Origin of the sequence: Rhodococcus sp. 21391 (genome assembly GCF_016772255.1) — a bacterium.
Lineage (GTDB): Bacteria > Actinomycetota > Actinomycetes > Mycobacteriales > Mycobacteriaceae > Rhodococcus_F > Rhodococcus_F opacus.
Genome location: NZ_CP063781.1, coordinates 4692188 through 4717251, shown reverse-complemented (window position 1 = coordinate 4717251; position 25064 = coordinate 4692188). Strand labels below are relative to the sequence as shown.

Sequence of the window (25064 nt, the reverse complement as noted above, 5' to 3'; positions counted from 1 at the left end):
ACTTCGGTGCGGCGCATGATGGACGTCATGGATGCTGTCGAACTCATGCGAACCGTTCCCACAACCCTCTTCCTCGGCGGCGAGAAGCGTGACGCCGAGAACGGTGCCACGTTCACCGTTTTCGACCCGGCCACCGGTGACGCCCTGACCGAGGTGGCGGACGCCAGCCCTGCCGATGCGATGAAAGCGCTCGACGCCGCGGTGGCGGTGCAGCGGGAGTGGGCGGCGACCCCGGCACGTGAGCGGGGGGAACTGCTCCGCGCGGTGTTCGAGAAGATCACGGCCCGGGCCGACGACTTCGCGCTCTTGATGACGCTGGAGATGGGCAAGGCGCTGCCGGAGAGCGCGGCGGAGGTCAAGTACGGCGCCGAGTTCTTCCGGTGGTTCAGCGAGGAGGCCGTGCGTATCGCCGGCCGCTACACACCGGCGCCCGCGGGGAACGGACGCATCCTGGTGACCAAGCAGCCCGTCGGACCGTGTCTGGCGATCACACCGTGGAACTTCCCGCTCGCGATGGGCACCCGCAAGATCGGACCCGCACTGGCCGCCGGCTGCACGATGATCGTCAAACCCGCCTCCGAGACGCCGTTGACGATGCTCCTGCTCGCCGAGGTGATGGCCGACGCGGGGCTCCCGAAGGGCGTGCTGTCTGTGCTGCCGACGTCGAAGTCGGGGGAGGTGACCGGTCCGCTGCTCGACGACCCCCGGCTGCGGAAGCTCACGTTCACCGGCTCGACCGGGGTGGGGCGGATGCTCGTCGAGAAGTCGGCGAAGGGACTGCTGCGCACGTCCATGGAACTCGGCGGGAACGCGCCCTTCGTGGTCTTCGACGACGCCGACGTGGACAAGGCGGTGGCCGGCGCCGTCCTCGCCAAGATGCGCAACGGCGGCGAGGCCTGCACCGCGGCCAATCGCTTCCACGTCGCGAACAGTGTGCGGGAGGAGTTCACCGCGAAGCTCGTCGACAAGCTGTCCTCGTACACACTCGGACCCGGCACGGATCCCGACACGACGCTCGGCCCGCTGATCAACGCGGACCAACTCGAGAAGGTCGGGGAACTGGTGCAGGACGCCGTCGGTGCCGGCGCCCGGGTGCGGCTCGGCGGGGTCGCCCCGGAAGGTCCCGGTTACTTCTACCCGGCGACCGTGCTGGACGAGATCCCCGCGCAGGCCCGGATCCTGAAGGAAGAGGTGTTCGGACCGGTCGTCGCGATCGCCGGGTTCGACACTGAGGAGGAGGGGATCGCCGCGGCCAACGACACGGAATTCGGCCTGGCGTCGTACATCTTCACCCGCGATCTGGATCGTGCACTCCGGGTGGCCGACGCCCTCGAATCGGGCATGGTCGGCATCAATCGCGGGGTCATCTCGGACACCGCTGCCCCCTTCGGCGGCGTCAAAGCGTCAGGCTTCGGGCGCGAAGGGGGCAGTGAAGGCATCGAGGAGTACCTGGAGACCAAGTACGTGGCGCTCGAGCCGTAACGACCGCCGTCGGGGGACGGGCAGGCCGCTTCGGGAAATCAGTGACCGAGGCGGCCGCGCCCGAGGCGCAGCAGCAGCATGGCGAGTGTGTGGCCTTCCTGGCCGAGCTCGTTGAACCGCTCGAGCACCTTCATCTCACGGCTGTGGACGAGGCGGGGACCGCCGGACGCCATCCGCGTGCGCCCGATGAGCTGCGAGACCTCTGCACGGCGCTTGATAGCGGCGAGAATCTCGGCGTCGAGCTTGTCGATCTCCTGGCGGAGAACCTCGATCTCGGCCTCGCTGGTGGGCACAGCGGTTTCCTTGGCGGCTGATGCGACGGTCTGAGTGCTCATTGGTTCGTCTCCCTCTTGTCAGAACTTGGATCGTTGTTTTGGCTCGAGTCGTTACCGATCCAGGCTCGTTTGACGAAAAAAGCCCCGGATCCGGTGCGGACCTCGGGGCTCGTGAGCTGTTCAGTTCACGGGCACCGGAGGCCGGTACCCGTAAAAAAATCGCCACAGGGGGCGCGACGGCGGACTGAACATGTGTACCAGTTTGCCATGGCGGTACCGCGCAGGCCAAGCGGCTGTGACGCTGTCGGTACACGCCGGTAAGTTTGATAGTTGATGAACACTATCTCCGGCACCGCTTCTCCCCTGAGCACCACGTCGCCTTCACACGCCGCCGCACCGGCGCGCGCAGGGTCGGACGTGCTCCTCCAGGGCCTCAACCCACCGCAACGGGAAGCGGTCGTGCACGCCGGGTCTCCGCTGTTGATCGTCGCGGGTGCGGGTTCGGGCAAGACGGCTGTGCTCACCCGCCGCATCGCATATCTGCTGGCCGAGCGGGGGGTGATGCCCGGTCAGATCCTGGCCATCACGTTCACCAACAAGGCTGCCGCGGAGATGCGGGAACGCGTCGCCCACCTCGTCGGCCCCAGGGCCAACAGCATGTGGGTGTCCACGTTCCACTCCAGCTGCGTGCGGATCCTGCGAGCCCAGGCGGCGCTGCTCCCCGGCCTCAACTCGAACTTCTCCATCTACGACGCGGACGATTCGCGGCGGCTCCTGACGATGATTGCCAAGGATCTGAACATCGACACCAAGCGCTATTCGGCGCGGCTGCTCGCCACCCACATCTCGAATCTCAAGAACGAGCTCGTCGACCCGGAGCAGGCGAGCGCCGACGCCGACAAGGATCCGGCGGAACTGCCGCGGCTGATCGCCAAGGTGTACGGGCACTACCAGCAGCGGTTGCGGTCGGCGAACGCGCTGGACTTCGACGACCTGATCGGCGAGACGGTCGCGATGCTGCAGGCGTTTCCCCAGGTGGCCGAATACTACCGGCGGCGGTTCCGCCACGTGCTGGTCGACGAGTACCAGGACACGAACCACGCCCAGTACATGCTGGTGCGTGAACTGGTCGGCGGAACCGCCGACGGCGAGGACGCGGACCACCGGGTCGCCCCGGCCGAGCTGTGCGTGGTGGGCGACGCGGATCAGTCGATCTACGCGTTCCGCGGCGCGACGATCCGCAACATCGAGGAATTCGAGCGCGACTACCCGGACGCCCGCACCATCCTGCTGGAGCAGAACTACCGCTCCACCCAGAACATTCTGTCGGCGGCCAACTCGGTGATCTCGAAGAACACCGGCCGGCGTGAGAAGCGGCTGTGGACCGATTCGGGCGAGGGTGAGCTCATCACCGGCTACGTCGCCGACAACGAGCACGACGAGGCGTCGTTCGTGGCGTCCGAGATCGACAAGCTCGTCGATTCCGGCGACGCCAAGTTCGGTGACGTCGCCGTGTTCTACCGCACCAACAACTCGTCGCGTGCCCTCGAAGAGATCTTCATCCGGCTCGGCGTTCCGTACAAGGTCGTCGGCGGAGTGCGGTTCTACGAGCGCAAGGAGGTGCGCGACATCGTCGCGTATCTCCGTGTCCTCGCGAACGAGGACGACACCGTCAGCCTGCGCCGGATCCTCAACACGCCCCGCCGCGGCATCGGCGACCGCGCCGAGGCCTGTGTGGCCGTCCACTCCGAGCAACGGGGCATCAGCTTCGCGGAGGCGCTGCGGGACGGCGGTGAGGGCCGCGTACCGCTGCTGAACACCCGTTCCCAGAAGGCCATCGCGTCGTTCCTCGAGCTCATGGACGGACTGCGGGTGATGCTCCCGCCGGAGACCACTGTGGATGACGTCGTCCCCGACCAGCTCGGCGACATCGGCGACGTCGTCGAGGCGGTCCTGGAGCGGACGGGCTACCGCGCCGAGCTCGCGGCGAGCAGTGACCCTCAGGACGGGGCGCGTCTCGACAACCTCAACGAACTCGTGAGCGTGGCGCGTGAGTTCAGCTCCGACGCGCGGAACGCGGCGGGCCTCGTGGAACCGCCGGAGGACGGCGACGTCGACGCCCGGGACGGTGAACCCGATCCCGGTTCCCTCGCCGCGTTCCTCGAACGGGTGTCCCTGGTCGCGGACTCCGATCAGCTGCCCGACAACGACGAGGGCGTCGTCACGCTGATGACCCTGCACACCGCGAAGGGGCTCGAGTTCCCCGTCGTCTTCGTCACCGGGTGGGAAGACGGTCAGTTCCCGCACATGCGGGCGCTCGGCGACCCCACGGAACTGTCGGAGGAGCGCCGGCTCGCGTACGTCGGCATCACCCGTGCCCGGCAGCGGCTGTATCTGACACGGGCCGTCATGCGGTCGGCGTGGGGCCAGCCCATCCAGAACCCGGAGTCGCGGTTCCTGCAGGAGATCCCGTCGGATCTCGTGCACTGGCGCCGTGAGGACCCGGGCACCGGTATCGGTTCCGGTGGTGCGATCGGCGGTGGCCGTGCGCGTGGATCGGGATACGGCGGTGGGGGCTTCGGCGGCGGTTCCGGTTACGGCGGCGGGTCGGCAGGCACGCCGAGCTTCGGCGCCGCCCGTTCCCGCAACAACAACCTGGTGCTCACGGTCGGCGACCGTGTCAGTCACGACAAGTACGGCCTCGGCACGGTCCTCGAGACCAAGGGCGCCGGCCCGACCGCGACGGTCACCATCGATTTCGGCAGCGCGGGCAAGGTCCGGCTGATGCTGATCGGTGGCGTCCCGATGGTCAAGCTGTAGCGACGGCGAAACGACTGCGGCGCATGCAATGCATGCGCCGCAGTCGTGTGTTCGGGTGGAGCCGAAGGGTTTCGGTCAGTCCATCTCGGGGCCGAGGCTGATGCCGCGGGAGGCCAGCCAGGGGAGGGGATCGATCTTGTTCTCGCCGGCGAGGTGGACCTCGAAGTGCAGGTGCGGGCCGGTGGAGAAGCCGCGGTTGCCGACGGTCGCGATCTGGTCGCCCGCCATGACCTTCTGGCCGACGGTGACGGTGGAGGTGTTGATGTGCCCGTAGACGGTGATGGTGCCGTCGGCGTGCTTGAGGCGGACCCACATGCCGAACCCGGAAGCCGGACCCGAGTCGATGACCTCGCCGTCGGCGACGGCCACGATGGGGGTGCCGATGGGGGCGGCGATGTCGACGCCCGCGTGCAGGGTGCCCCAGCGGCTTCCGAAGTTGGAGGTGAAGGTTCCCACGGCGGGGAGGACGAACAGGGGGCGGCGGGCAGCGGCTTCGCGGGCGGCGCGCTCTTCGCTGAAACGCTGTCCCTTGGCGAGCAGGTTGCTGAACTGCGACAGGTCGGTCGGGTTCGCGATGTTGAGGACCTGCGGGGCGTTCGACTCGGACGTGGCCGTGTCGGCGACCGTGGAGAACTGCGCGGCCTGCGGCTCGGCGGTGGTTCCGATGGTGCTCGACTCGTCACTGGCGAGGGCGACCTCGGAGTGGTCGGAGGAGCTGGACGATCCGCTGGTGACGGCGGCCTGGCCTGCGGCGACTACGGCGCCCGCTGCGACAGCGAGGACTGCTGCGCGGCCTTTGAGAGCTGAGGGGGGAGTCGGGATGCGGTGGGCTCCGCGGCGGGAGTGGGAGGGTGCGCCCTCGAAGGACTCGGAACCGCTGCGGGGAGTGAAGCCGGGAATCTCGGACTCGGTGTCGACGGTCTCGAAGCCGTTGCCGGCGTCGACGCTGTCGGGGGTGGAGCGTGTGGACTGCGAATTGCGGAAGAGCATGCGTGAAATCTCAGAACTATCGGTCTCGGGATAACGCTCGACCGACCTCGGGGGGTACGTGGGCGCGACTTCGTCGTTGTGACCCCGCAACTCGTCATCGTGGTGACTCACAAAACGGCTGGCCGTGAACTGGCTGCGATGGTGCATACGCCCGTCCGTCCTCCTGCTCGTGACCTGCCTGTGACTTAGACCCTGGCGACGGTAACGAAACGGTTGCGATGCGCGCAACCTGTAACGCGGAGGAACGGCTACATGTGACGGGCATCACAAACTGAGCTGGGGAAACGTCGAACCCACTTTTCGTCTCGGTTCAATCTCGTCCCTGAATGCGCGTGTCACAACGCGGGGGAGGCAGTGGGTTAGCGCTAGCGTCGGCCTGTGGCGTCATCAACTCGATCTCCGGACGGGCGTAGGGCCGAGCCCGAACGTATTCCCTCGTCCGGCGGCACCGGGCTGACGGCCGTCGAGGAGCCCGATCCCGCCCGTGCGCGCCGGGGGTGCGTGCTCGCGGTTGTCCTGGGTCTCGTCGGGGGTGTGGGAGTGGCCTCGGCGCCCGTGCTGCACGCCGTCCGTTCGGCCGACGGGGTGGCCGCGCCGGCGGCGATCGGCGCAGCCGCGCTGTGGGCTGCGGTCTTCGCCGTCGCGGCACCCGTTCTCGCCGTCCCCGCGGTTCTTGCCCGGCGCACTGCGGTGGCGGGTGCGCTGCTGGCCGGTGCCGGTGCGGTGTCCCTCGGCGCTGCCGTGCTCGACACACAGCTGTGGACGGACGCCATCGACGCCAATCGACTCGAACTGTTCCGGCCCAAGACGGCGGCCGAGCTCGCCGCCGGGTCCGGCGCGTACGCCGCCCTCGCCGGACACCTGCTGATCGCCTTCGCCGGCCTCCTCGGCATGGTCGCGGTCCACCGGGAATCGCTGATGGACGGTTACGGCGACGCCCGCAGCTCCGAACAGGTCGGACGGGCGACGGGCGCCCGCGTCGGATTCCTGCCGTCCGCCGTCGCGGTGGTCGCCGCCGTCGTGCTCGTCGGCGCGCTGTTCGCGCCCGCCTTCGTATCCGAGGATCCGGTCATCCTCGTCCCGACGGTCGTCGAGTCGGATCTGGCTGCGTCCGCGGGCGCCGGGGTCCTGGCGGCGGCCGTTCTGATCGTGGTCGCCTCCGCACTGGCGTCCATCTCGCCGCCCGTGGCGTCCGGTGCGCTCGTCGGGGCAGGTCTGGCCGCGCTCGGCGTGGTCGGGACGCGCCTGGTGGCCGGACTCGCCGCGGGCGAACGGATCCAGCCCGGGCCCGGCGCGGTGTGGGGGACCGTCGGCGCCGGTGTCCTCGTACTCGTCGGTGTCTGCATCCCGATGGTCGACCGGGCTCGCGACACCAGGATCCTGAAGACGCTCGCCACACCCTCGTCGTCCGCGCCTGCTCAGGGCGGCCAGGCGAAGAAGGGGGCCGTCACCCCGTCCGCGAAGGGCGTCGCCAAGGCGGCGCTGCGAGCCGAGGCCGCCGCGGCCCGCGCTCGGATCGCCCGCTGGCACGTCGCCGCCGGGACCACCGGAATCGTCACCGCCGTGCTGGCCGCCGCCGGTGCCCTGCTCCCCGTCCTCGACATCCCGGCCGACGCCGTGCGCCCCGACATCTACGCCACCCGGGTCGTGCTCGTGGCCGCCCTCGTGCTCGTCGTCGGCTGCGTCTGGCTGCTGCTGTCGGAGTTCGCCTCCACCGTCCGGCCCGCGGTCGGAGTGCTGTGGGTGACGATCCCGTTCTCCGTCGCCTTGGTGTCGCAGTCCGTCGTGCTCGCCACCGACGTCCCCGGAATCGGCGCCGGAATCGGTGCCGCGCTGCTGTGGTGTGCGGCCGTCACCGCCGGCGTCACCGGCGTGCTGACGTGGTTCGCCGGTTCGGCGGAACGCGAGGAGATCGACACGTCCGAGGAACCGTCCACCTCGATCGCGGTCCTCGCGGTCGGGGGTCTCGGGGCGGTCGCCGCGTTCGTCGGACTGGGACTGCCGCTCTTCCACGGGACCGATGCACGCGGCGACGACTACGCGCCCGCGTCGTTCGCGGAGTTCCCGTGGAACCTCGACGTGTGGGGGCGCGTCCTACTGGGCGTCGCGGTGGTCCTCGCAGTGATCGTCGCCTCACGTGCCCGCCCGGCCCGGGCGGTGGCACTCCTGCTCGGTTCGGCCGTTGTGGTGGGGGTATACCTCCTGTCGTGGCCGCTCACCGCGGCCCGGGTGACCGATCCCTCAATGGGGGCCGGTGTCGTCCCGACAACCGTGGGCATAGTGTTGATTGCGGCTGCCGCGGCCCTCACGACACGCAGCAGAAATCGGTGAGGTCCGCCCCGTCGACCGCGGTGAGGCTCGCCTCAGTACCTCTGGTGAGGCTCGCCTCAGTACCTCTGGTGAGGCTCGCCTCAGTACCTCTGGTGAGGCTCGCCTCAGTACCTCTGGTGAGGCTCGCCTCAATGCGTGTTATCGCGTGATGTGGACCACATAGCAGACACGCGGCCGCAGACCGGGCCCGGCAACTGGTTAAAGTCCAAAACAGACCCGCTCCTACCCCTCGAGCGGGTGTCAACGCAGACGAGACGGTGAGCAGATGGATCTCTTCGAATACCAGGCGAAGGAACTCTTCGCCAAGCACGAGGTGCCGACTTCGGCTGGGCGTGTTACCGACACGGTCGCCGGCGCACGCGAGATTGCCGAAGAAATCGGCAAGCCCGTGATGGTCAAGGCGCAGGTCAAGGTCGGAGGCCGCGGCAAGGCCGGTGGCGTCAAGTACTCCGCCGACGCCGATGCCGCCCAGGCCAACGCCGAGGCGATCCTGGGCCTCGACATCAAGGGTCATGTCGTCAAGAAGCTGCTGGTCGCAGAGGCGAGTGACATCGCCGAGGAGTACTACATCTCCTTCCTGCTCGACCGCACCAACCGCACCTACCTGGCCATGTGTTCGGTCGAGGGTGGCGTCGAGATCGAGGTCACCGCCGAGGAGAACCCCGACGCTCTCGCGAAGATCCCCGTGGACGCCGTCAAGGGTGTCGACCTCGCGTTCGCGCGCAGCATCGCCGAGGCAGGAAAGCTGCCCGCCGAGGTGCTCGACGCAGCGGCCGTGACGATCCAGAAGCTGTGGGAGGTCTTCATCAACGAAGACGCTCTCCTCGTCGAGGTCAACCCGCTCGTCCGCACGCCGGACGACCAGATCCTCGCACTCGACGGCAAGGTCACGCTCGACGAGAACGCTGCGTTCCGTCAGCCCGGCCACGAGGCGTTCGAGGACAAGGACGCCACGGACCCGCTCGAGCTCAAGGCCAAGGAAAACGACCTCAACTACGTCAAGCTCGACGGTGAGGTCGGCATCATCGGTAACGGCGCCGGCCTGGTCATGTCGACCCTGGACGTCGTCGCGTACGCCGGTGAGAAGCACGGTGGCGTGAAGCCGGCCAACTTCCTCGACATCGGTGGCGGCGCCTCCGCAGAGGTCATGGCGAACGGCCTGGACGTCATCCTGAACGACGCGCAGGTCAAGAGCGTGTTCGTGAACGTTTTCGGTGGCATCACCGCGTGTGACGCGGTCGCCAACGGCATCGTCGGCGCCCTGAAGACGCTCGGTGACGAGGCCAACAAGCCGCTGGTCGTCCGCCTGGACGGCAACAACGTCGAAGAGGGTCGTCGTATCCTCGCCGAGGCCGCCCACCCGCTGGTCACGGTCGTCGGAACCATGGACGAGGCTGCCGACAAGGCTGCCGAGCTGGCCTTCGCCGCAAAGTAAAGGGACTCAAAAAACATGGCTATCTTCCTGACCAAGGACTCCAAGGTCATCGTCCAGGGCATCACCGGCGGCGAGGGCACGAAGCACACCGCGCTGATGCTCAAGGCCGGCACCCAGGTCGTCGGCGGTGTCAACGCCCGTAAGGCCGGCACCACCGTCACCCACGACGGCGGCGTCGAGCTGCCCGTCTTCGGCACCGTCGCCGAGGCCATCGAGAAGACCGGCGCGGACGTCTCCATCGCGTTCGTTCCCCCGGCCTTCGCCAAGGACGCCATCGTCGAGGCCATCGACGCGGAGATCCCGCTGCTCGTGGTCATCACCGAGGGCATCCCGGTGCAGGACTCGGCGTACGCCTGGGCGTACAACGTCTCCAAGGGCAACAAGACCCGCATCATCGGACCCAACTGCCCCGGCATCATCACCCCAGGCGAGTCGCTGGTCGGCATCACCCCGGCCAACATCGCGGGCACCGGCCCGATCGGTCTCGTGTCCAAGTCCGGCACGCTGACCTACCAGATGATGTTCGAGCTGCGTGACTTCGGCTTCTCCACCGCCATCGGCATCGGCGGCGACCCGGTCATCGGCACCACCCACATCGATGCCATCGAGGCGTTCGAGAAGGACCCCGAGACCAAGGTCATCGTGATGATCGGTGAGATCGGTGGCGACGCCGAGGAGCGTGCCGCCGACTACATCAAGGCGAACGTCACGAAGCCGGTCGTCGGCTACGTCGCGGGCTTCACCGCCCCCGAGGGCAAGACCATGGGCCACGCAGGCGCCATCGTCTCCGGTTCCTCGGGCACCGCGCAGGCCAAGAAGGACGCCCTCGAGGCTGCCGGCGTGAAGGTCGGCAAGACGCCGTCCGAGACCGCTGCGCTCGCTCGCGAGATCCTGCAGAGCCTGACCGTCCAGGCCTAGGCGCTCCGCGCCCGTGCGCCTTTTTGGTAGCTCCCGCTACCGGAAAGGCGCACGGGCCGTTCAGGCATCGACCCACATCTCCCCGGCCGGATCGAGTGTCCCCGTCCCCGACGTGACGGCAGCGACCAGATCGGCCAACTCCGCCGAGTCCCTCGCCGCGAGGGTGAGGACCGCGGATTCCCCGTATGTCGTGTCCACCACGACGACGCCCCGCCCACGCAACTCCGACTCGACGCGTCCCGCCTCGGCGTGGCCGACGGCGAGGGTGTGCAGGTGGCGAAGTTCCCTCCGCACGAGGGGTGCGGCATCGACCGCTGTGGCCACCGCGCCGGAGTAGGCGCGCACCAGTCCGCCCGCGCCCAGCTTGATTCCCCCGAAGTACCGTGTCACGACCACCGTGACGTCGACGAGATCACGGGCCTTGAGTACCTGCAGCATCGGAATGCCCGCGGTGCCACCGGGTTCGCCGTCGTCGCTCGCACGCTCGACCCGGTCGCTGGGGCCGTTTCCGATGATGTACGCCGAACAGTGATGTCGCGCATCGGGATACGCCCGCCGCCGATCCTGGACGAAGGCCTGCGCCGCCTCGGCGTCCTCGACGCGCCGCAGCGCGGCGATGAAACGTGAGTGCTTCACCTCCGTCTCCAGGGTGAGATCGGCGGTGTGGGGAGCGAGGGTGTACGGCACCGAACCATTGTCTCCTGCGCTGTTCCCGGCGCCGCGGGCCGCGAGTGACGGCAGTGACCGACGGGTATACGTAGGCTAGCGTCGGAAGAGCGCACGCAGACGACCACTTGTCGACTAGGAGAAGTCATGACGTTCACGCCCGGAGGACCGAGTTACGGTCCGCCCGCGCAACCGACTGCAGGGGGAGAACCGAAAGGCCTGGGCTTCTTCCTTCTGATCGGTGTCGCAGTTCTCGGTGTCCTCAACCTACTGCTCGGGTTCGCCCCGTACGCCACGTTGGCGCGAGAGTCCGTGAACTCGTTCGAAGCCAACACGGACGGGCTCGGCCTCCTGTTCCTCGGTGGTCTCCTCGCGGCAGTCTCGCTCCTTCCGAAGCAGTCCTACGCGGGCGCGGCAGCGGCGGCGTCCGTCGCGGGCTGGGTTGTCGCGTTGTTCGTTTTCCTCAACGTCGACGCGGATTCGGGTTGGGGCGCAATCCTGATCCTCGTTCTCGGATTCATCCAGTCGGCCGTGGCCGTCGCGGCCACGCTGTTCGACATCGGACTCCTGAAGCAGCCGGCGCCCAAGCCGGCCGCAGCCGCGGGCTTCGGTCAGCCCGGTCAGCAGCCCGGTCAGGCGCCGCAGGGTTACGGCCAGGGCGCCCCGCAGGGCTACGGGCAGGGCCCGCAGCAGTCGTACGGACAGCCGCCCCAGGGCTACGGTCAGAGCGCCCCGCAGGGCTACGGGCAGAGTCAGTCGCAGCCCGGCTACGGCCAGCAGAACCAGCCCGGCTACGGCCAGCAGGGTTACGGCCAGCAGGGTCAGCCCTCGCAGAGCCAGACCGGCTACGGTCAGGGCTACGGGCAGCCCCAGCAGCCGGGTTACGGAGCCGCGGCGGGTGCCGGGTCCGCGTCGTACGACGCCCCGACCACCGCCTACCAGCAGCCGCAGTACCAGGGGTACTCGCAGCCGTCGAGCCCGTCGCAGTCCACCGGAACGCCCAGCTCGCAGTACCCGGCCGGCACCAGTTACGGTTCCGCGCAGCACGCGGCGCCCGCGTACGGCTCGCAGTCCGAGTCGTCCCCCGTGGAGCGCACGCTCGAGTACGGCGAGCAGCCTTCCACCGAGGCGAAGTCGGCAGACTCGGCCGAGAAGTCCGAATCGGAGGGCTACAGCGCGCCGACCCAGGCGTTCGACACGCGCGCCGACAGGGACGACAAGTAGCGGCCCAACCAGCAGGTGGCCTCTGACCCAACGTGGTCGGAGGCCACTTCTGTGCGGCGCGCCTGACCGCCGCCGCGGCGTCGGAGTGCCACTCTCGAGGGGATGAGTCCTTTGGTTGATCGTGCGCAGCGCGTCGCACAGGGTGCACGACGGCGAGCCGTCGGTAATGACGAGCGGCAAGTCCCGCGACAGCGACCCGTGCCCGACGCCGACGAGATGCGGGCGCTGCTCGCGGTCGCGTTCCGGCCCGCGGGCGTCACCGTCGTCCTGCTGTCCGCACTCATCGTCGTCACGCTGGTGGCGGCGAACAGCGACCTCACCGGAACGTTCGGTGCCATCGCGGCGTCGTGGCTGGCGATTCACCAGGTGCCGTTGACGATCGACGGCACGTCACTCGGTGTCCTCCCGCTGATCCCGACAGCCGGGATGATGTGGGTCGTCGCCCGCGGATGCGCCGCCGTGGTGCACCCGGCGTCCTCGCGGCGGCACGCTCTGCAGGTGATCGGCGCTGCGGTGGCCGGACCGCTGGTCGTGACGGCCATCAGCCTCGCCGTCATCGCGGACGCGTCGGCGGTCATCCCGTTGTCCTCCCCGAACGCGCTCGCCGCGTTCGGGTGGGTGCTGTTCGTGCACCTGCTTGCATCGGCGATCGGTGTGACGGTCGCGATGTGGCCGACGCTCGGTGCGCAGGTTCCGTCGTGGGTCCGGGACGCGGTGCAGCCGGGACTGCGCGCGTTGACGGCGATTCTCGGTGCCGGCGCGGTCATGGTCACGATCTCGCTGCTGATGGAGTGGTCGACGGTCGGCTCGCTGCTCGAGCGCGGCGACGGCGTCGTCGGAATGCTCGGACTGACGATCCTGTCGGTGCTGTACCTGCCGAACGTCGTGGTGGGTGCCGCGGCCGCGGTCATCGGAGGGACCGCGCAGATCGGGGACGTCTCGGTCAGCGTGTTCGGGAACGTCGGTGGTTCGCTGCCGCCGTTGCCGCTGCTCGGCGCCGTTCCCGACGGGGTGTCGGGTGGTGCCTGGCCCGCGCTGCTGGTGATTCCGTTGCTGATCGGTGTGATGCTCGGACGCGACTGCGGGCGTCGCGTCGCCGGGCAGGAAGCGCTGTTCACCGTGCTGACCGCCGCCGCGGGGGTGGGCGTGGTGACGGCGGTGCTCGGCCTCGTGTCCGGCGGCAGGCTCGGCGCATTCGGAACGGTCGAGCTGCACTGGTGGGCGTTCGGACTGCTCACGTTCGCGTGGCTCGGACTCGCGGGCGCGGTGACAGCGGTGGTCGTGGCCTGGCATCGGAGCCGGGGCGCCGTGGACGAGGACGACGCCGACACCGAGGACGAGGAGCCGCATCTGCCCGGCGAGGAGGAGGTTCCGGCGATCGCCGCCCCGATCACCGAGGAACCGGTGGTCGCCGAAGACGTCGCGCCGAGTCGGGTGATCGAAGCCGAACTCGTCGACGAGACCGAAGCGCCGGCAGCGCCGGTTGCACCGCAGGACACCGGCGCCGAGGCCGAGGTCGTGGTGGACGCAGAGGTCGAGGAAGACACGCCGACGGACGAACCCGAGGGGTCCGCAGACGCCGCCGAGAGCCCGGAAGCCGACCTGCCCCGAGGGCCCGCAACCCCCAGCGACTAGGCTCTTGGTCGGTCGACGATGCGACCGCCCCCATTTTTTGCCCGTCTTTCGATTCACCCGGCCTTTCGATTGTTCAGGAGTAGTGCGCTGACTTCCTCGCGTGACCACCTGAGGCCCACGACCGGTTCGCCGGCGCGGATCGTCGTACTCGCCTCCGGTGCGGGAACCCTCCTGAGGTCGCTGATCGAAGCAACACACACGGACGGATATCCCGCCGAGATCGTCGCCGTCGGCGTCGACCGCGACTGTGATGCGACCTCCCACGCGAACGTGGCGGACATTCCCCACTTCCGGGTGAGCCTGCGCGACCACGCCGACCGTGCCGCCTGGGACGTCGCGCTGACCGAGGCCGTCGCGTCCCACCAGCCGTCGCTCGTCGTGTCGGCGGGTTTCATGAAGATCCTCGGTCCCGCCTTCCTGGAGCGCTTCGGCGGTCGCATCATCAACACGCATCCCGCGTTGCTGCCCGCATTCCCCGGCGCGCACGCGGTCCCGGATGCCTTGGCCTACGGCGTGAAGGTGTCGGGATCGACCGTCCACCTCGTGGACGCCGGTGTCGACACCGGCCCGATCCTGGCGCAGGAACCCGTGCCTGTGCTCGACGGCGACGACGAGTCGACCCTGCACGAGCGCATCAAGACTGTGGAGCGACGGTTGTTGGCGGACGTCATCGCCGCTGTCGCCACCCGTGGAGTTGTTTCCGATGGACGAAAGGCCGTGATCCCCAGTGAGTGAACGCAAGGCAGTACGCCGAGCGCTCGTCAGCGTCTACGACAAGACCGGTCTGGTCGAACTGGCTACGGGCCTGCACAAGGCAGGCGTCGAGCTGGTGTCGACAGGGTCGACTGCAGCGAAGATCGCCGACGCCGGCATCCCGGTCACCCCCGTCGAGGCGCTGACGGGTTTCCCTGAATGCCTCGAGGGCCGGGTCAAGACGTTGCACCCGCGGGTGCACGCCGGCGTCCTCGCCGACACCCGGAAGCCGGAGCACCTCGCGCAGCTCGAGGAACTCGGCATCGAGGCGTTCCAGCTGGTGGTCGTGAACCTGTACCCGTTCACGCAGACCGTCGCATCGGGTGCGACCCCCGACGAGTGCGTCGAGCAGATCGACATCGGCGGACCGTCCATGGTGCGTGCCGCCGCGAAGAACCACCCGTCGGTCGCGGTCGTGGTGGATCCCGCCCGCTACGACGACGTGCTCACCGCCGTCGCCGACGGCGGCTTCACGCTGCCCGAGCGCACCACCCTCGCTGCGCAGGCGTTCCAGCACACCGCGTCGTACGACGTCGCGGTCGCCAGCTGGATGACGTCCACGCTGGTCGAACCGGGTGACTCCCAGTTCCCCGAGTGGGCAGGCGCCACCTGGGACCGCTCGGCTGTCCTGCGGTACGGCGAGAACCCCCACCAGGCCGCGGCCCTCTACGTGAACCCCGCCGCCCCGGCCGGTCTGGCTCAGGCGGAACAGTTGCACGGCAAGGAAATGTCGTACAACAACTACACCGACGGCGACGCAGCCTGGCGTGCGGCGTTCGACTTCAGCGAGCCGGCTGTCGCGATCATCAAGCACGCGAACCCGTGTGGCATCGCGGTCGGAGCCGACATCGCCGAGGCACACCGCAAGGCGCACGCCTGCGACCCGGTCAGCGCATACGGCGGAGTCATCGCCGCGAACCGCGAGATCACCGTCGAGATGGCCGAGCAGGTCGCCGAGATCTTCACCGAGGTGATCATCGCCCCGTCCTACGCGGACGGTGCGCTCGGAGTGCTGCAACGCAAGAAGAACATCCGCGTCCTCCTCGCCGAGGCACCGACCGCGACGGGAATCGAACTGCGTCCCGTGTCCGGTGGAGCGCTCCTGCAGGAGCGCGACGTGCTCGACGCCGAGGGCGACGACCCGGCCAACTGGACGCTGGCCGTCGGCGACGCCGCCGACGAACAGACCTTGAAGGATCTCGAGTTCGCGTGGCGCGCGTGCCGATCGGTGAAGTCCAACGCGATCCTGCTCGCTTCCGACGGCGCGTCGGTCGGCGTCGGCATGGGCCAGGTCAACCGCGTCGACTCCGCGCACCTCGCGGTGCAGCGGGCCGGTGACCGGGTGGTCGGGTCGGTGGGCGCGTCGGACGCGTTCTTCCCGTTCCCCGACGGACTGCAGGTGCTCGCGAACGCCGGCGTCAAGGCAGTCGTGCAGCCGGGTGGTTCCGTCCGCGACAACGAGGTGATCGATGCGGCCAAGGAAGCCGGCGTCACCATGTACCTGACGGGCGCGCGGCACTTCGCGCACTAGCGTTCGGCAACTCTCGAACGGGCCTTGGCATCATGCCGGGGCCCGTTCTGCGTCGTCAGGCGGCTGCGGCCCCGTGTGCTCGGGCCGTGCCCTGGAGTTCGCGCGGCGAACCGGTGATGACCACGCGGGCGGCGCCGCGGCTGCGGACCTCGCTGATCAGCTCACCCAGGCCGGCCTCGTGGGCGGCATCGCAGTGCGACAGGTCGAGGGTGACGGCGTACCCGGTGAGGTCGTCTGGCAGGTCGAGATACGGGGGAGAGGTGGACAGCTGGTTGATGCGAAGTTTCATGGGGTGCTCCTGAAAGTGAAAGGTAAAAGAAAAGGCACCCGAGGGGTTTGCCCTGGGTGCCCGAGAATGACGTGGTGTGAGTCTCAACATTCTCGGGGTGCGCCGAACTTGGTGATGTGCTTGTCGGCGGAGCAGCGACGCCATGCGGGTACGGATGCGAAGAGCGCGTGAAGCTGCATCATGTCCGTACCTTTCTGCGTGTCGTTGCTGGTTGGTAGATGACCGTACAGCACCGGTTGAGGGTTTGCACTTCCATTATCCGGCCACTGCGCCGAAATGCAGGGTTGAGCAGCGGCTCTTGGCCCAGAGTTGCCGTCCCGTTCACCTCCGCGCACGGATTCGTATGAAGCACCGGCGATTGCGTCGGCGTGTGGCTGATCGGTACGCATCTGTCGAATCCCACACTTTGGTCACAGGTTGCTTTCGATCCGGCCTCGAGCTGCCCGCACGCACGGTGCAGCTGATTCACTCGGGGCTGATGTGACTCGAGTGGCACCTGTGGAAGGAGAGTGGCGCCCGGACTGCGACGGTGCGCCCATTCCCGTTATGAACCGATTTGCGATCAAGGCCGGCCTCGGCGCCTGCGTCCTGGGTGCGTCCGTGCTCATCCCTGCTCAGGCTTCGGCAGAACCCGCGGCGACGGCGACCGGCACCGAACTGTCCGGGATGACGGTGTTCCTCGACCCCGGACATCAGGGTTCGAGCGAGGGCCACGACCTCGCGCAGCAGGTGAACGACGGCCGGGGCAACACGAAGGACTGCCAGACCAGTGGCATGACGTCGCTGGGCGGGGTGCCCGAGCACACGATCAACTGGAACGTTTCCCAGCTGGTGAAGAGCAGCCTCGAGAGTCTCGGCGCGAAGGTCGTCCTGAGCCGTCAGGACGACACCGGCTGGGGCGGATGCGTCGACGAAAGAGCGCGTGCGGCAAGCGAATCGAATGCCGATCTCGCGGTGAGCATTCACGCGGACTCGACGGCGCAGGGCGAGGACGCGAGCAAGCACGGGTTCCACATGATCATCCCGTCGCTGCCCATTCCCGACGAGAAGGCGGACGCGGCGCAGTCCGGTGGCGGCCTCGAGGCGTCGAAGATGATGCGCGACGCCTACAAGTCGGACGGATTCGTTCCCGCCAACTACGCCGGCGTGAACGACGGCCTCCAGACCCGCGCCGATGTAGCCGGACCCGCGCTGACTCAGGTGCCGCTGGTGTTCGTCGAGATGGGCAACGGTTCCAACAAGGAAGACTCCGCCCAGCTGGAGAGCACCGACGGCCAGTTGAAGCACGCGATCACCATCACGACGGGCATCGTCACCTACCTGCTGACGGGGTCCCAGTCGGCGCCGGCCGAGGAACTCGCGGCAGCACCGGCGGCCACCACGACGACGCCCGAGGCGAGCGAGGACAGCGCGTCGTCGACCACCACCACGACGCCGAAGGCGACCACCCCGAAGGCCACCCCGCAGTCGACGGCCCCGGAGTCGGCGGAGTTCTCCGAGTTGATGGAGATGCTCGCGCCACTGCTCGAGGTCGAGGGCCTCGACGGGCTCGAGGATCTCGTCAACGACAAGAACCTGGGGCTCGTGTCCGAACTGGCGAGCACACTGATGGCCGTGATCACCGGAGCCGGCGGGAACTGATCACAGAGCGGCGATCCACCTGCTGAACGGTTCGGTGAACTCCGCCGAGTAGGGGAGCGGTTCCACATAATCCGGTCCGGTGGACGGACGGTCGCCGACGTCCTTGAGGACGTGATTGGCGTTCGTCATCCGCACCGGCGTCAGCGCGGTGTGCGCGAGGGCGTCGTTCAGGCCGTCGACGTCCGCGAGCTGCACCTGGATGTCCTTGGCGGAGCAGCTGGTGAGGACGGGGAACCCGGCGGGCAGCCGGCCGGCCAGTGCGCGCGGGTCGAGAGCGTCCTCCTCCGCTAGGGCCTTCGCGTTGGCATGGACCAGCCCGGCGTTCTGCAACGGTTCCGGAAGGTCGTCGGGGATCGTGCCCGACGTGCGGAGCGATTCGACGGTGTCCGCGAGCGCGAGCCGGAGTTCGTCGGCCAGTTCCACCGGCAGCTGGCCGGTGCCGACGACGGCGTCGAGCTGACCGTGGATCTGTGTGGTGAGCAGGTCGAGGAGCCGGACACTCAGCGGTTCGAGCAGTCCGACGGCGCGCACCCGCGACTCGTCTTCCGCGGTGGCGAGCGCGAGGGCGACGAGTCCGCCGTCGCTGTGACCGATGACGATCAGCTTCGACGGGTCGACCCCGGGTTGGGCGGCCAGGAAGTCGAGGCCCGCGGACGCGGCGTCGACGAAGGTGGTGAATCCGAGACCCCCGACTTCTTCCACCTCGTAGGGGCCGAGGGCGGTCTCGCCGCTGCCGATCTTGTCGTAGCGCAGGCTGGAGATGCCGTGCTGTTCGAGCACGTCGGCGAGATGGCGGAGCGTTCCGATGTCACCGGGGAGCAGGGCGCTGTCGCCGTTGCGGTCGGTGGGACCACTGCCGGCGAGCAGCAGCGCGGCGGGCGCCGACCCGTTCGCGTGGTCGGGGGTGCGCAGGCTGCCGTAGTACGTGACGGCACCGCTGTCGAACGTGATCTCGGTGTCAGGCATGGGGACTGTCTACCAGTTCACGTCGCGCGCAGTCGCCGCACCCGTTGCACCCCTCGCCACGCGAACCACAGCAGGAATGCGAGTAGCGGGATGACGAGCAGCGGAAGCAGCAGGGCGATCAGGGATGTGACGAACGAGACCACGTCTTCGATCACCGACACCACGGGATTGGCCAGTCCGCCGGTGGAGGCCGTGCTCACCGCCCGGGTCCCGGTCTGCGCGGTGCTGAACGCCAGAGCGGTGGGCGCGCCGATGACGATTCCGGCGATCGCGGCGGTCGACGGGTCCACGTCCGCGAAGGCCGCCCAGGTCGCGATGACACCCGCCGCGGGACCGGTGACGTTGCCGATCACGGACAGCGCGTTGTCGACGAACGGGATGAGATCGGCGGTCAGTTCCACCACTGTCGCGATCGACAGCGCGACCAGCGCCCCGGTCGAACCGAGCCACCGCATCGACTCGTTCAGGGTGATCCCGAGCACCTCGAAGTGCACCGCGGCGCTGAGCATCAGCAACGGCAGGAACGTGCGCAGTCCCGACGCGGCGGCGAGGCCGAGGCCGAGCAGTCCGGGCAGAACCCACGTCTCCATGCACGGAGTGTAGAAGCTCGGCTATCACGGCAGGCGGGCATCGCGGCCGAGATCTCAGAGAAGCATCACAGAACTCACACAATCGGCGATTAGCGTCTGCATCACCAGTTGTTCCAACGGATTACGTCCGAGAACAGCCCCCGACTCCAGGAAGGTGCCGCACCATGAACGTCGTACAGCTGACCACCGGTGATGTCGTCGCCGCCATGTTCTCCCTCGACTTCGTCGACGGTGGATTCCGCCGGGAGGCCGTCGAGCGGATTCACCGGGGAGCGATCGACGAGTGGGTGTCTGCGCTCACCGGGTCGGGTCTGTTCTCGAACCGCGCGGTCGCGGACGTGGTCCGGGCATGGCGCGACGATCCACGAGTCCTGCTCGATTCCCTTGTGGCGGAGGCTGATCCGGTGACACTCGATCGCTACCGCTCCGCGTGGTACGAGTTGGACGCCCTGGCCTCGTATGGTGCAGCCGCGTAGGCGCAATCTCAGGGAATGCTGAAGACGTCGGCGAACGTGGCGAGTAGCGCCGGATCGCCGGTGACGGACACGCTGCCGAGGGCGATGGCGTCCTCCGGGGTGAGCTCGCGTGCCATCAGTGCCTTCACCGCCGGCCCGGTCTCGATCACGAGGTCGGGCCGGTCGGCTGCGCCCTCCACGACCTCGAGTGCGCCGCGGTCGATGCGGGCGGACAGCACGATCGGCCCGAGCCGCAATTCGTAGGTGAGTGTGACGTCCCGTGCGGCGTCGGGGTGGAACGTCGATCGCAGCGCCATCACCATCGAGTCGACGGTCACGGCATCGTCCGGGTCGGGTTCGCCGAGGGTGCGGGCGCCCCACCGGCCCAGCGACTTCACGGCGTCCTCCAGGGCGTTGCCGTAGTCGGTCAGTTCGTAGACCACCGCGTTCGACGGCCGGGGCAGCGCGCGGCGCGCGATCACGTCGGCGTCCTCGAGTTCCTTCAGGCGCGCCGAGAGGATGTTGGACGGGATGCCCGGCAAACCCTGCTTGAGATCCGTATATCGCCGCGGTCCGACCAGGAGATCTCGGACGATGAGCAGTGCCCAGCGTTGTCCCACGATGTCCAGGGCGTGCGCGAGTCCGCAGTACTGCCCGTAAGTCTGCCGTGCCATGGTTTCAACTATAGACCGAAGTTGCCTATTGACATCAAGAGGTTTCTTTTTGCAACATTGGTAGGTGATCTGCTCCACAAGGTCGCACGGCTCGTCACCCGAAAACACTCAGCTCCACCGACGGAAAGAGAATTCGATGTCGACCATGATCTTCGTGAACCTCCCCGTGAAGGACCTCGGCAAATCGACGGCCTTCTACGAGGCGCTCGGCTACCGGAAGAACCCCCAGTTCTCGGACGAGAACGCGTCGTCGATCGTCGTCAGCGAGCAGATCCACGTCATGCTGCTGACGGAGAAGTTCTTCTCCACCTTCACCAAGAAGGCCGTCGCGGACGCCACCACGACCACCGAATCCATCATCTGCATCTCCGCGGACAGCCGTGAGGCCGTCGACGCGCTGGCCGACAAGGCGCTCGCGTCGGGCGGATCCTTCTCCAACGATCCGATGGACGAGGGATTCATGTACGGCCGCAGCTTCCAGGACCCGGACGGTCACCTCTGGGAGGTCATGTGGATGGATGTCGATGCGGCGCAGGGGAACGAGTCGTGAGCACCGCGACCACACCCGTGACGGCGGAGTCGGGAACCGCGCGCAAGGCGGGCTGGGTCCTCAGCGGCCTCGTCGGCGCCTTCCTCCTGTTCGACGCGGTCGGCAAGCTCCTGAAGATCGGACCCGTGGAGGACTCGGCCGCCGAATTGGGACTGCCGATGCACATCATCGTGCCGATCGGCGTGGTGCTGCTCCTCTGCACGGTGCTCTACCTGGTGCCACGAACGGCCCCGCTGGGTGCGGTGCTGCTGACCGGCTACCTCGGTGGGGCGGTGCTCACCAACTGGCGCGTCGAGAAGCCGTTGTTCAGCACGGTGCTGTTCGCGGTGTACGTCGGAATCGCGGTCTGGGCGGGTCTGTACCTGCGCGACCGCAAGGTCCGCGAACTGCTCCCGCTGCGCCGCGAGGACTGACCCGGGCGGGTCGGCGCGCGTTAACCGCGTGCCGATTCGCTCGAACCCTCGTAGCGTGGAGTGGTGACGTCATCGGAACACAGACCTTCCACCGTCGGCGAGCTCCGCGAGTCGGGCCACATTCAACGCACCGTCAAGGAAGAGATCCGCGAGAATCTGCTCGCGGCCCTACGCGACGGCCGTGATCCGTGGCCCGGCATCGTCGGTTTCGAGGAGACGGTGGAACCACAGCTCGAACGGGCTCTCATCGCGGGTCACGACGTGGTGTTGCTCGGCGAACGTGGTCAGGGCAAGACCCGCCTCCTCCGCACCCTCAATCTGCTCCTCGACGAATGGACCCCGGTGATCGCCGGTTCCGAACTCGGGGAGCATCCCTATGAGCCCATCACCCCGGCGTCCATCCGCCGGGCGCAGGAACTGGGCGACAGCCTCCCCGTCGCATGGCGGCACCGCAGCGAGCGGTATTCGGAGAAACTCGCGACCCCCGACACGTCGGTGGCGGACCTCGTCGGTGACGTGGATCCGGTCAAGGTCGCGGAGGGCCGGAGTCTCGGCGACCCGGAAACCATTCACTTCGGGCTCGTCCCCCGCGCGCACCGGGGCATTGTCGCCATCAACGAACTGCCCGACCTCGCCGAACGCATCCAGGTGTCGCTGCTCAACGTCATGGAGGAACGCGACATCCAGGTCCGCGGATACACCCTCCGGCTCCCGCTGGACGTCCTGATGGTGGCCAGCGCGAACCCGGAGGACTACACGAACCGCGGTCGCATCATCACCCCGCTGAAGGACCGGTTCGGCGCCGAGATCCGGACGCACTACCCGACCCGGCTCGACGACGAAGTCGCGGTCATCCTTCAGGAAGCGCACCTCACCGCGGAGGTGCCCGAGTATCTCCTCGAGATCCTGGCCCGGTTCACCCGTCTGCTCCGCGAGTCGACGTCGGTCGATCAGAGGTCGGGTGTGTCCGCCCGCTTCGCGGTGGCAGGCGCCGAAACCGTCAGTGCCGCTGCGGTGCATCGCGGCGCTGTGCTCGGTGAAGCCGATCCGGTCGCGCGGCCGGTCGACCTGGAGACCGTCGTCGACGTCCTGCGGGGCAAGGTGGAATTCGAATCCGGTGAGGAAGGGCGCGAGATCGAGGTCCTCGAGCACCTGCTCCGGCGGGCGACGGCCGACACCGTCCGCACCCGGCTCGGCGGCATCGACCTGGCGGAGCTCGTGGACGCGGTCGAACAGGGCGACCCGGTGGTGACCGGTGAACGGATCACGGCGAAGGCACTGCTGAACGAGCTGCCCGAACTCGAGGTCCTCGACGAGCTGGCCGAGCGTCTGGGCGCGGAGTCCGACGGCGAGCGGGCCGCGGCCGCGGAGTTCGCCCTCGAAGGCCTGTACCTGGCGCGACGCATCTCGAAGAACCCGGACATCAACGGGCAGACGGTGTATTCGTAATGTCCCGCAAGGCGGAGCGCGGACCGCACAACGCGCGGTACGGGCCGTACGAGGGCGGTGATCCGCTGGCGCCGCCGGTGGACCTGCGTGAGGCCCTGGCCGCGATCGGCGACGACGTGTTCGCCGGCACGTCGCCGCGGCAGGCGCTGCGCGAGATGCTCCGGCGCGGCAACCGGGACATGCGCGGCCTGGACGAACTTGCGGCCGAGGCCAATCGGCGTCGCCGTGAACTGCTGAAGCGGAACAACCTGAACGGCACACTCGAAGAGGTCCGGGAACTCCTCGACCGCGCGGTGCTCGAGGAACGCAAGACACTGGCCCGCGCGCTCGACGACGACGCCCGCTTCTCGGAGATGCGTCTCGAGGAACTGTCGTCGTCCACCGCGCAGGCCGTGCAAGAACTCGCCGACTACGACTGGCGCAGTTCGGAAGCCCGCGAGGACTACGAGAAGATCCGGGACCTCCTGGGCCGCGAAATGCTGGACCAGCGGTTCGCCGGCATGAAACAGGCCCTCGAGGGTGCCACGGAAGAAGACCGCGAACGCATCCGCGAGATGCTCGCCGACCTCAACGACCTGCTCGACAAGCATTCGCGCGGCGAGGACACGCAGGAACAGTTCGACGAGTTCATGGACAAGCACGGGGAGTACTTCCCCGAGAACCCGCAGAACGTCGAGGAACTGCTCGATTCGCTGGCGCAGCGGGCGGCGGCGGCGCAGCGCCTGCGGAACTCGCTGTCGCAGGAGCAGCGCGACGAACTGGATGCGCTGGCGCAGCAGGCGTTCGGCGATCCGTCGCTGATCGGACAGCTGGACCGCCTCGACCAGCATCTACAGGCCGCGCGCCCGGGCGAGGACTGGCAGGGCGCACAGCGGTTCCGCGGCGACGACGGCATGGGCCTGGGCGAGGGCACCGGGGCGTTGCAGGACATCGCGGAACTCGAGTCGCTCGCCGAGCAGCTGTCGCAGCAGTACGCGGGCGCACAACTCGACGACATCGACGCGGAGACTCTGGCCCGGCAACTGGGCGACGAGGCGGCCGCCGATGCGCAGACCCTCGCCGAACTCGAGAAGGCACTGCGCGATCAAGGCTTCTTCGACCGCGGGGCGGACGGCCAGTGGCGCCTGTCGCCCAAGGCGATGCGCCAACTCGGTCAGACGGCTCTGCGGGACGTGGCGCAGCAGCTGTCGTCGCGTGGCGGGCAACGGGAGACGCGCCGGGCCGGGGCGATGGGGGAGCCGACGGGCGCGTCCCGCGAGTGGGCGTTCGGCGACACCGAGCCGTGGGACGTCACGCGCACGATCACCAACGCGGTGCTGCGGGCGGCATCCGATCGGGCCGAACGCGGTCGCGTCCCGGTCCGGTTGTCCGTGACGGACGTGGAGGTGATGGAGACCGAGCAGCGGTCGCAGGCGGCGGTCGCGTTGCTGGTCGACACGTCGTTCTCGATGGTGATGGAGGGCCGGTGGGTGCCGATGAAACGCACCGCCCTCGCCCTGAACCACTTGGTGAGCACCCGGTTCCGCAGTGACGAACTGCAACTCATCTCGTTCGGCAGGCACGCGCAGGTGCTGACGCCGACGGAGCTGGCCGGCCTGGACGGCGCGTGGGACCAGGGCACCAATCTGCACCACGCACTGCTGCTGGCCGCCCGGCATCTGCGCCGGCACCCCAACGCCCAGCCGGTGGTCCTGATCGTCACCGACGGCGAGCCGACCGCCCACCTCGAGCCGGACGGCTTCGCGTACTTCGACTACCCGCCGAGCGCCCGGACCCTCGGTCTGACGGTCCGGGAACTCGACACTCTCGCCCGCCTCGGCGCCCACGTCACGTTCTTCCGGCTCGGTGAGGATCCCGGTCTCGCGCGGGTGGTGGACCGGATGGCCGAGCGGGTCGGCGGACGCGTCGTGGCGCCCGGTCTGGACGGTCTCGGCGCCGCCGTCGTCAGCGACTACATGCGTCGCCGCCGCTAGGTGC

The 25064-nt window shown here is 68.4% G+C and carries 22 protein-coding genes; 15 read left to right on the top strand and 7 right to left on the bottom strand.

Features of this window, described 5'->3' with window-relative positions:
- The first annotated feature begins 27 nt into the window (after positions 1–27).
- Entirely contained in the window at positions 28–1482 is a 1455-nt protein-coding gene (locus GO592_RS21910; protein WP_005259983.1) for an NAD-dependent succinate-semialdehyde dehydrogenase, read from the top strand.
- A gap of 38 nt (positions 1483–1520) precedes the next feature.
- Here GO592_RS21910 and GO592_RS21905 read toward each other — a convergent pair whose 3' ends face one another.
- Entirely contained in the window at positions 1521–1817 is a 297-nt protein-coding gene (locus tag GO592_RS21905) for a chorismate mutase (protein ID WP_005238528.1), read from the bottom strand.
- 273 nt (positions 1818–2090) lie between these two features.
- Between GO592_RS21905 and pcrA the strand changes: the two genes are divergently transcribed.
- Positions 2091–4577 carry a DNA helicase PcrA gene (pcrA, locus tag GO592_RS21900; protein ID WP_039952977.1) on the top strand — a complete coding sequence of 829 codons (2487 nt, stop codon included), beginning with the start codon at positions 2091–2093 and terminating at the stop codon, positions 4575–4577.
- 75 nt (positions 4578–4652) lie between these two features.
- Here pcrA and GO592_RS21895 read toward each other — a convergent pair whose 3' ends face one another.
- A complete protein-coding gene (locus tag GO592_RS21895) occupies positions 4653–5714 on the bottom strand; it encodes a M23 family metallopeptidase (protein WP_007301157.1) in 1062 nt (353 codons plus the stop codon).
- A 231-nt stretch (positions 5715–5945) separates the two neighbouring features.
- Here GO592_RS21895 and GO592_RS21890 point away from each other — a divergent pair, with 231 nt between their 5' ends.
- From GO592_RS21890 to sucD, 3 genes are all read left to right on the top strand, one after another.
- Positions 5946–7898 carry a hypothetical protein gene (locus tag GO592_RS21890; RefSeq protein ID WP_039952979.1) on the top strand — a complete coding sequence of 651 codons (1953 nt, stop codon included), beginning with the start codon at positions 5946–5948 and terminating at the stop codon, positions 7896–7898.
- Positions 7899–8163: 265 nt separating this feature from the next.
- A complete protein-coding gene (gene sucC, locus GO592_RS21885; protein WP_005238541.1) occupies positions 8164–9333 on the top strand; it encodes an ADP-forming succinate--CoA ligase subunit beta in 1170 nt (389 codons plus the stop codon).
- 15 nt (positions 9334–9348) lie between these two features.
- Entirely contained in the window at positions 9349–10251 is a 903-nt protein-coding gene (gene sucD, locus GO592_RS21880; protein WP_005238543.1) for a succinate--CoA ligase subunit alpha, read from the top strand.
- 60 nt (positions 10252–10311) lie between these two features.
- Here sucD and GO592_RS21875 read toward each other — a convergent pair whose 3' ends face one another.
- The gene (locus tag GO592_RS21875) at positions 10312–10938 is read right to left on the bottom strand and encodes an IMPACT family protein (protein ID WP_005259975.1); all 627 of its coding nucleotides are present in this window, start codon (positions 10936–10938) and stop codon (positions 10312–10314) included.
- A gap of 126 nt (positions 10939–11064) precedes the next feature.
- Between GO592_RS21875 and GO592_RS21870 the strand changes: the two genes are divergently transcribed.
- The 4 genes from GO592_RS21870 to purH all read left to right on the top strand — a co-directional run bounded on the left by GO592_RS21870 (position 11065) and on the right by purH (position 16060).
- Entirely contained in the window at positions 11065–12141 is a 1077-nt protein-coding gene (locus GO592_RS21870; RefSeq protein ID WP_007301159.1) for a DUF5336 domain-containing protein, read from the top strand.
- Positions 12142–12252: 111 nt separating this feature from the next.
- The gene (locus GO592_RS21865; RefSeq protein ID WP_039952981.1) at positions 12253–13776 is read left to right on the top strand and encodes a cell division protein PerM; all 1524 of its coding nucleotides are present in this window, start codon (positions 12253–12255) and stop codon (positions 13774–13776) included.
- 69 nt (positions 13777–13845) lie between these two features.
- A complete protein-coding gene (gene purN / locus GO592_RS21860) occupies positions 13846–14511 on the top strand; it encodes a phosphoribosylglycinamide formyltransferase (RefSeq protein ID WP_007301161.1) in 666 nt (221 codons plus the stop codon).
- Positions 14504–16060 carry a bifunctional phosphoribosylaminoimidazolecarboxamide formyltransferase/IMP cyclohydrolase gene (gene purH, locus GO592_RS21855; RefSeq protein WP_007301162.1) on the top strand — a complete coding sequence of 519 codons (1557 nt, stop codon included), beginning with the start codon at positions 14504–14506 and terminating at the stop codon, positions 16058–16060. The genes purN and purH overlap by 8 nt, the downstream gene beginning before the upstream one ends.
- Positions 16061–16115: 55 nt before the next feature.
- Here purH and GO592_RS21850 read toward each other — a convergent pair whose 3' ends face one another.
- Entirely contained in the window at positions 16116–16349 is a 234-nt protein-coding gene (locus tag GO592_RS21850; RefSeq protein WP_005259967.1) for a hypothetical protein, read from the bottom strand.
- Positions 16350–16895: 546 nt separating this feature from the next.
- On the opposite strand from GO592_RS21850, the gene GO592_RS21845 reads away from it, so the two are divergent.
- Positions 16896–17990, top strand: a complete 1095-nt coding sequence (locus tag GO592_RS21845) for an N-acetylmuramoyl-L-alanine amidase (RefSeq protein ID WP_007301163.1) — start codon at positions 16896–16898, stop codon at positions 17988–17990.
- Here GO592_RS21845 and GO592_RS21840 read toward each other — a convergent pair whose 3' ends face one another.
- The gene (locus GO592_RS21840) at positions 17991–18956 is read right to left on the bottom strand and encodes an alpha/beta hydrolase family protein (RefSeq protein WP_007301164.1); all 966 of its coding nucleotides are present in this window, start codon (positions 18954–18956) and stop codon (positions 17991–17993) included.
- Positions 18957–18973: 17 nt separating this feature from the next.
- Entirely contained in the window at positions 18974–19546 is a 573-nt protein-coding gene (locus GO592_RS21835) for a DUF4126 domain-containing protein (protein ID WP_007301165.1), read from the bottom strand.
- Between the two features lie 164 nt (positions 19547–19710).
- Here GO592_RS21835 and GO592_RS21825 point away from each other — a divergent pair, with 164 nt between their 5' ends.
- Positions 19711–20022 (top strand): hypothetical protein, encoded by a 312-nt coding sequence (locus GO592_RS21825; RefSeq protein WP_007301166.1) that lies wholly within the window; start codon positions 19711–19713, stop codon positions 20020–20022.
- Positions 20023–20030: 8 nt separating this feature from the next.
- Here GO592_RS21825 and GO592_RS21820 read toward each other — a convergent pair whose 3' ends face one another.
- A complete protein-coding gene (locus GO592_RS21820) occupies positions 20031–20675 on the bottom strand; it encodes a winged helix-turn-helix transcriptional regulator (RefSeq protein WP_007301167.1) in 645 nt (214 codons plus the stop codon).
- A 136-nt stretch (positions 20676–20811) separates the two neighbouring features.
- On the opposite strand from GO592_RS21820, the gene GO592_RS21815 reads away from it, so the two are divergent.
- From GO592_RS21815 to GO592_RS21800, 4 genes are all read left to right on the top strand, one after another.
- Complete coding sequence (locus GO592_RS21815; RefSeq protein WP_007301168.1) at positions 20812–21225, top strand: VOC family protein; 414 nt, start codon at positions 20812–20814, stop codon at positions 21223–21225.
- Complete coding sequence (locus tag GO592_RS21810) at positions 21222–21638, top strand: DoxX family protein (RefSeq protein WP_007301169.1); 417 nt, start codon at positions 21222–21224, stop codon at positions 21636–21638. The genes GO592_RS21815 and GO592_RS21810 overlap by 4 nt, the downstream gene beginning before the upstream one ends.
- A gap of 63 nt (positions 21639–21701) precedes the next feature.
- Positions 21702–23087, top strand: a complete 1386-nt coding sequence (locus GO592_RS21805) for a sigma 54-interacting transcriptional regulator (protein WP_005238585.1) — start codon at positions 21702–21704, stop codon at positions 23085–23087.
- The gene (locus GO592_RS21800) at positions 23087–25060 is read left to right on the top strand and encodes a vWA domain-containing protein (RefSeq protein ID WP_007301170.1); all 1974 of its coding nucleotides are present in this window, start codon (positions 23087–23089) and stop codon (positions 25058–25060) included. Before GO592_RS21805 ends, GO592_RS21800 begins: the two co-directional genes overlap by 1 nt.
- The last annotated feature ends 4 nt before the right edge of the window (positions 25061–25064 follow it).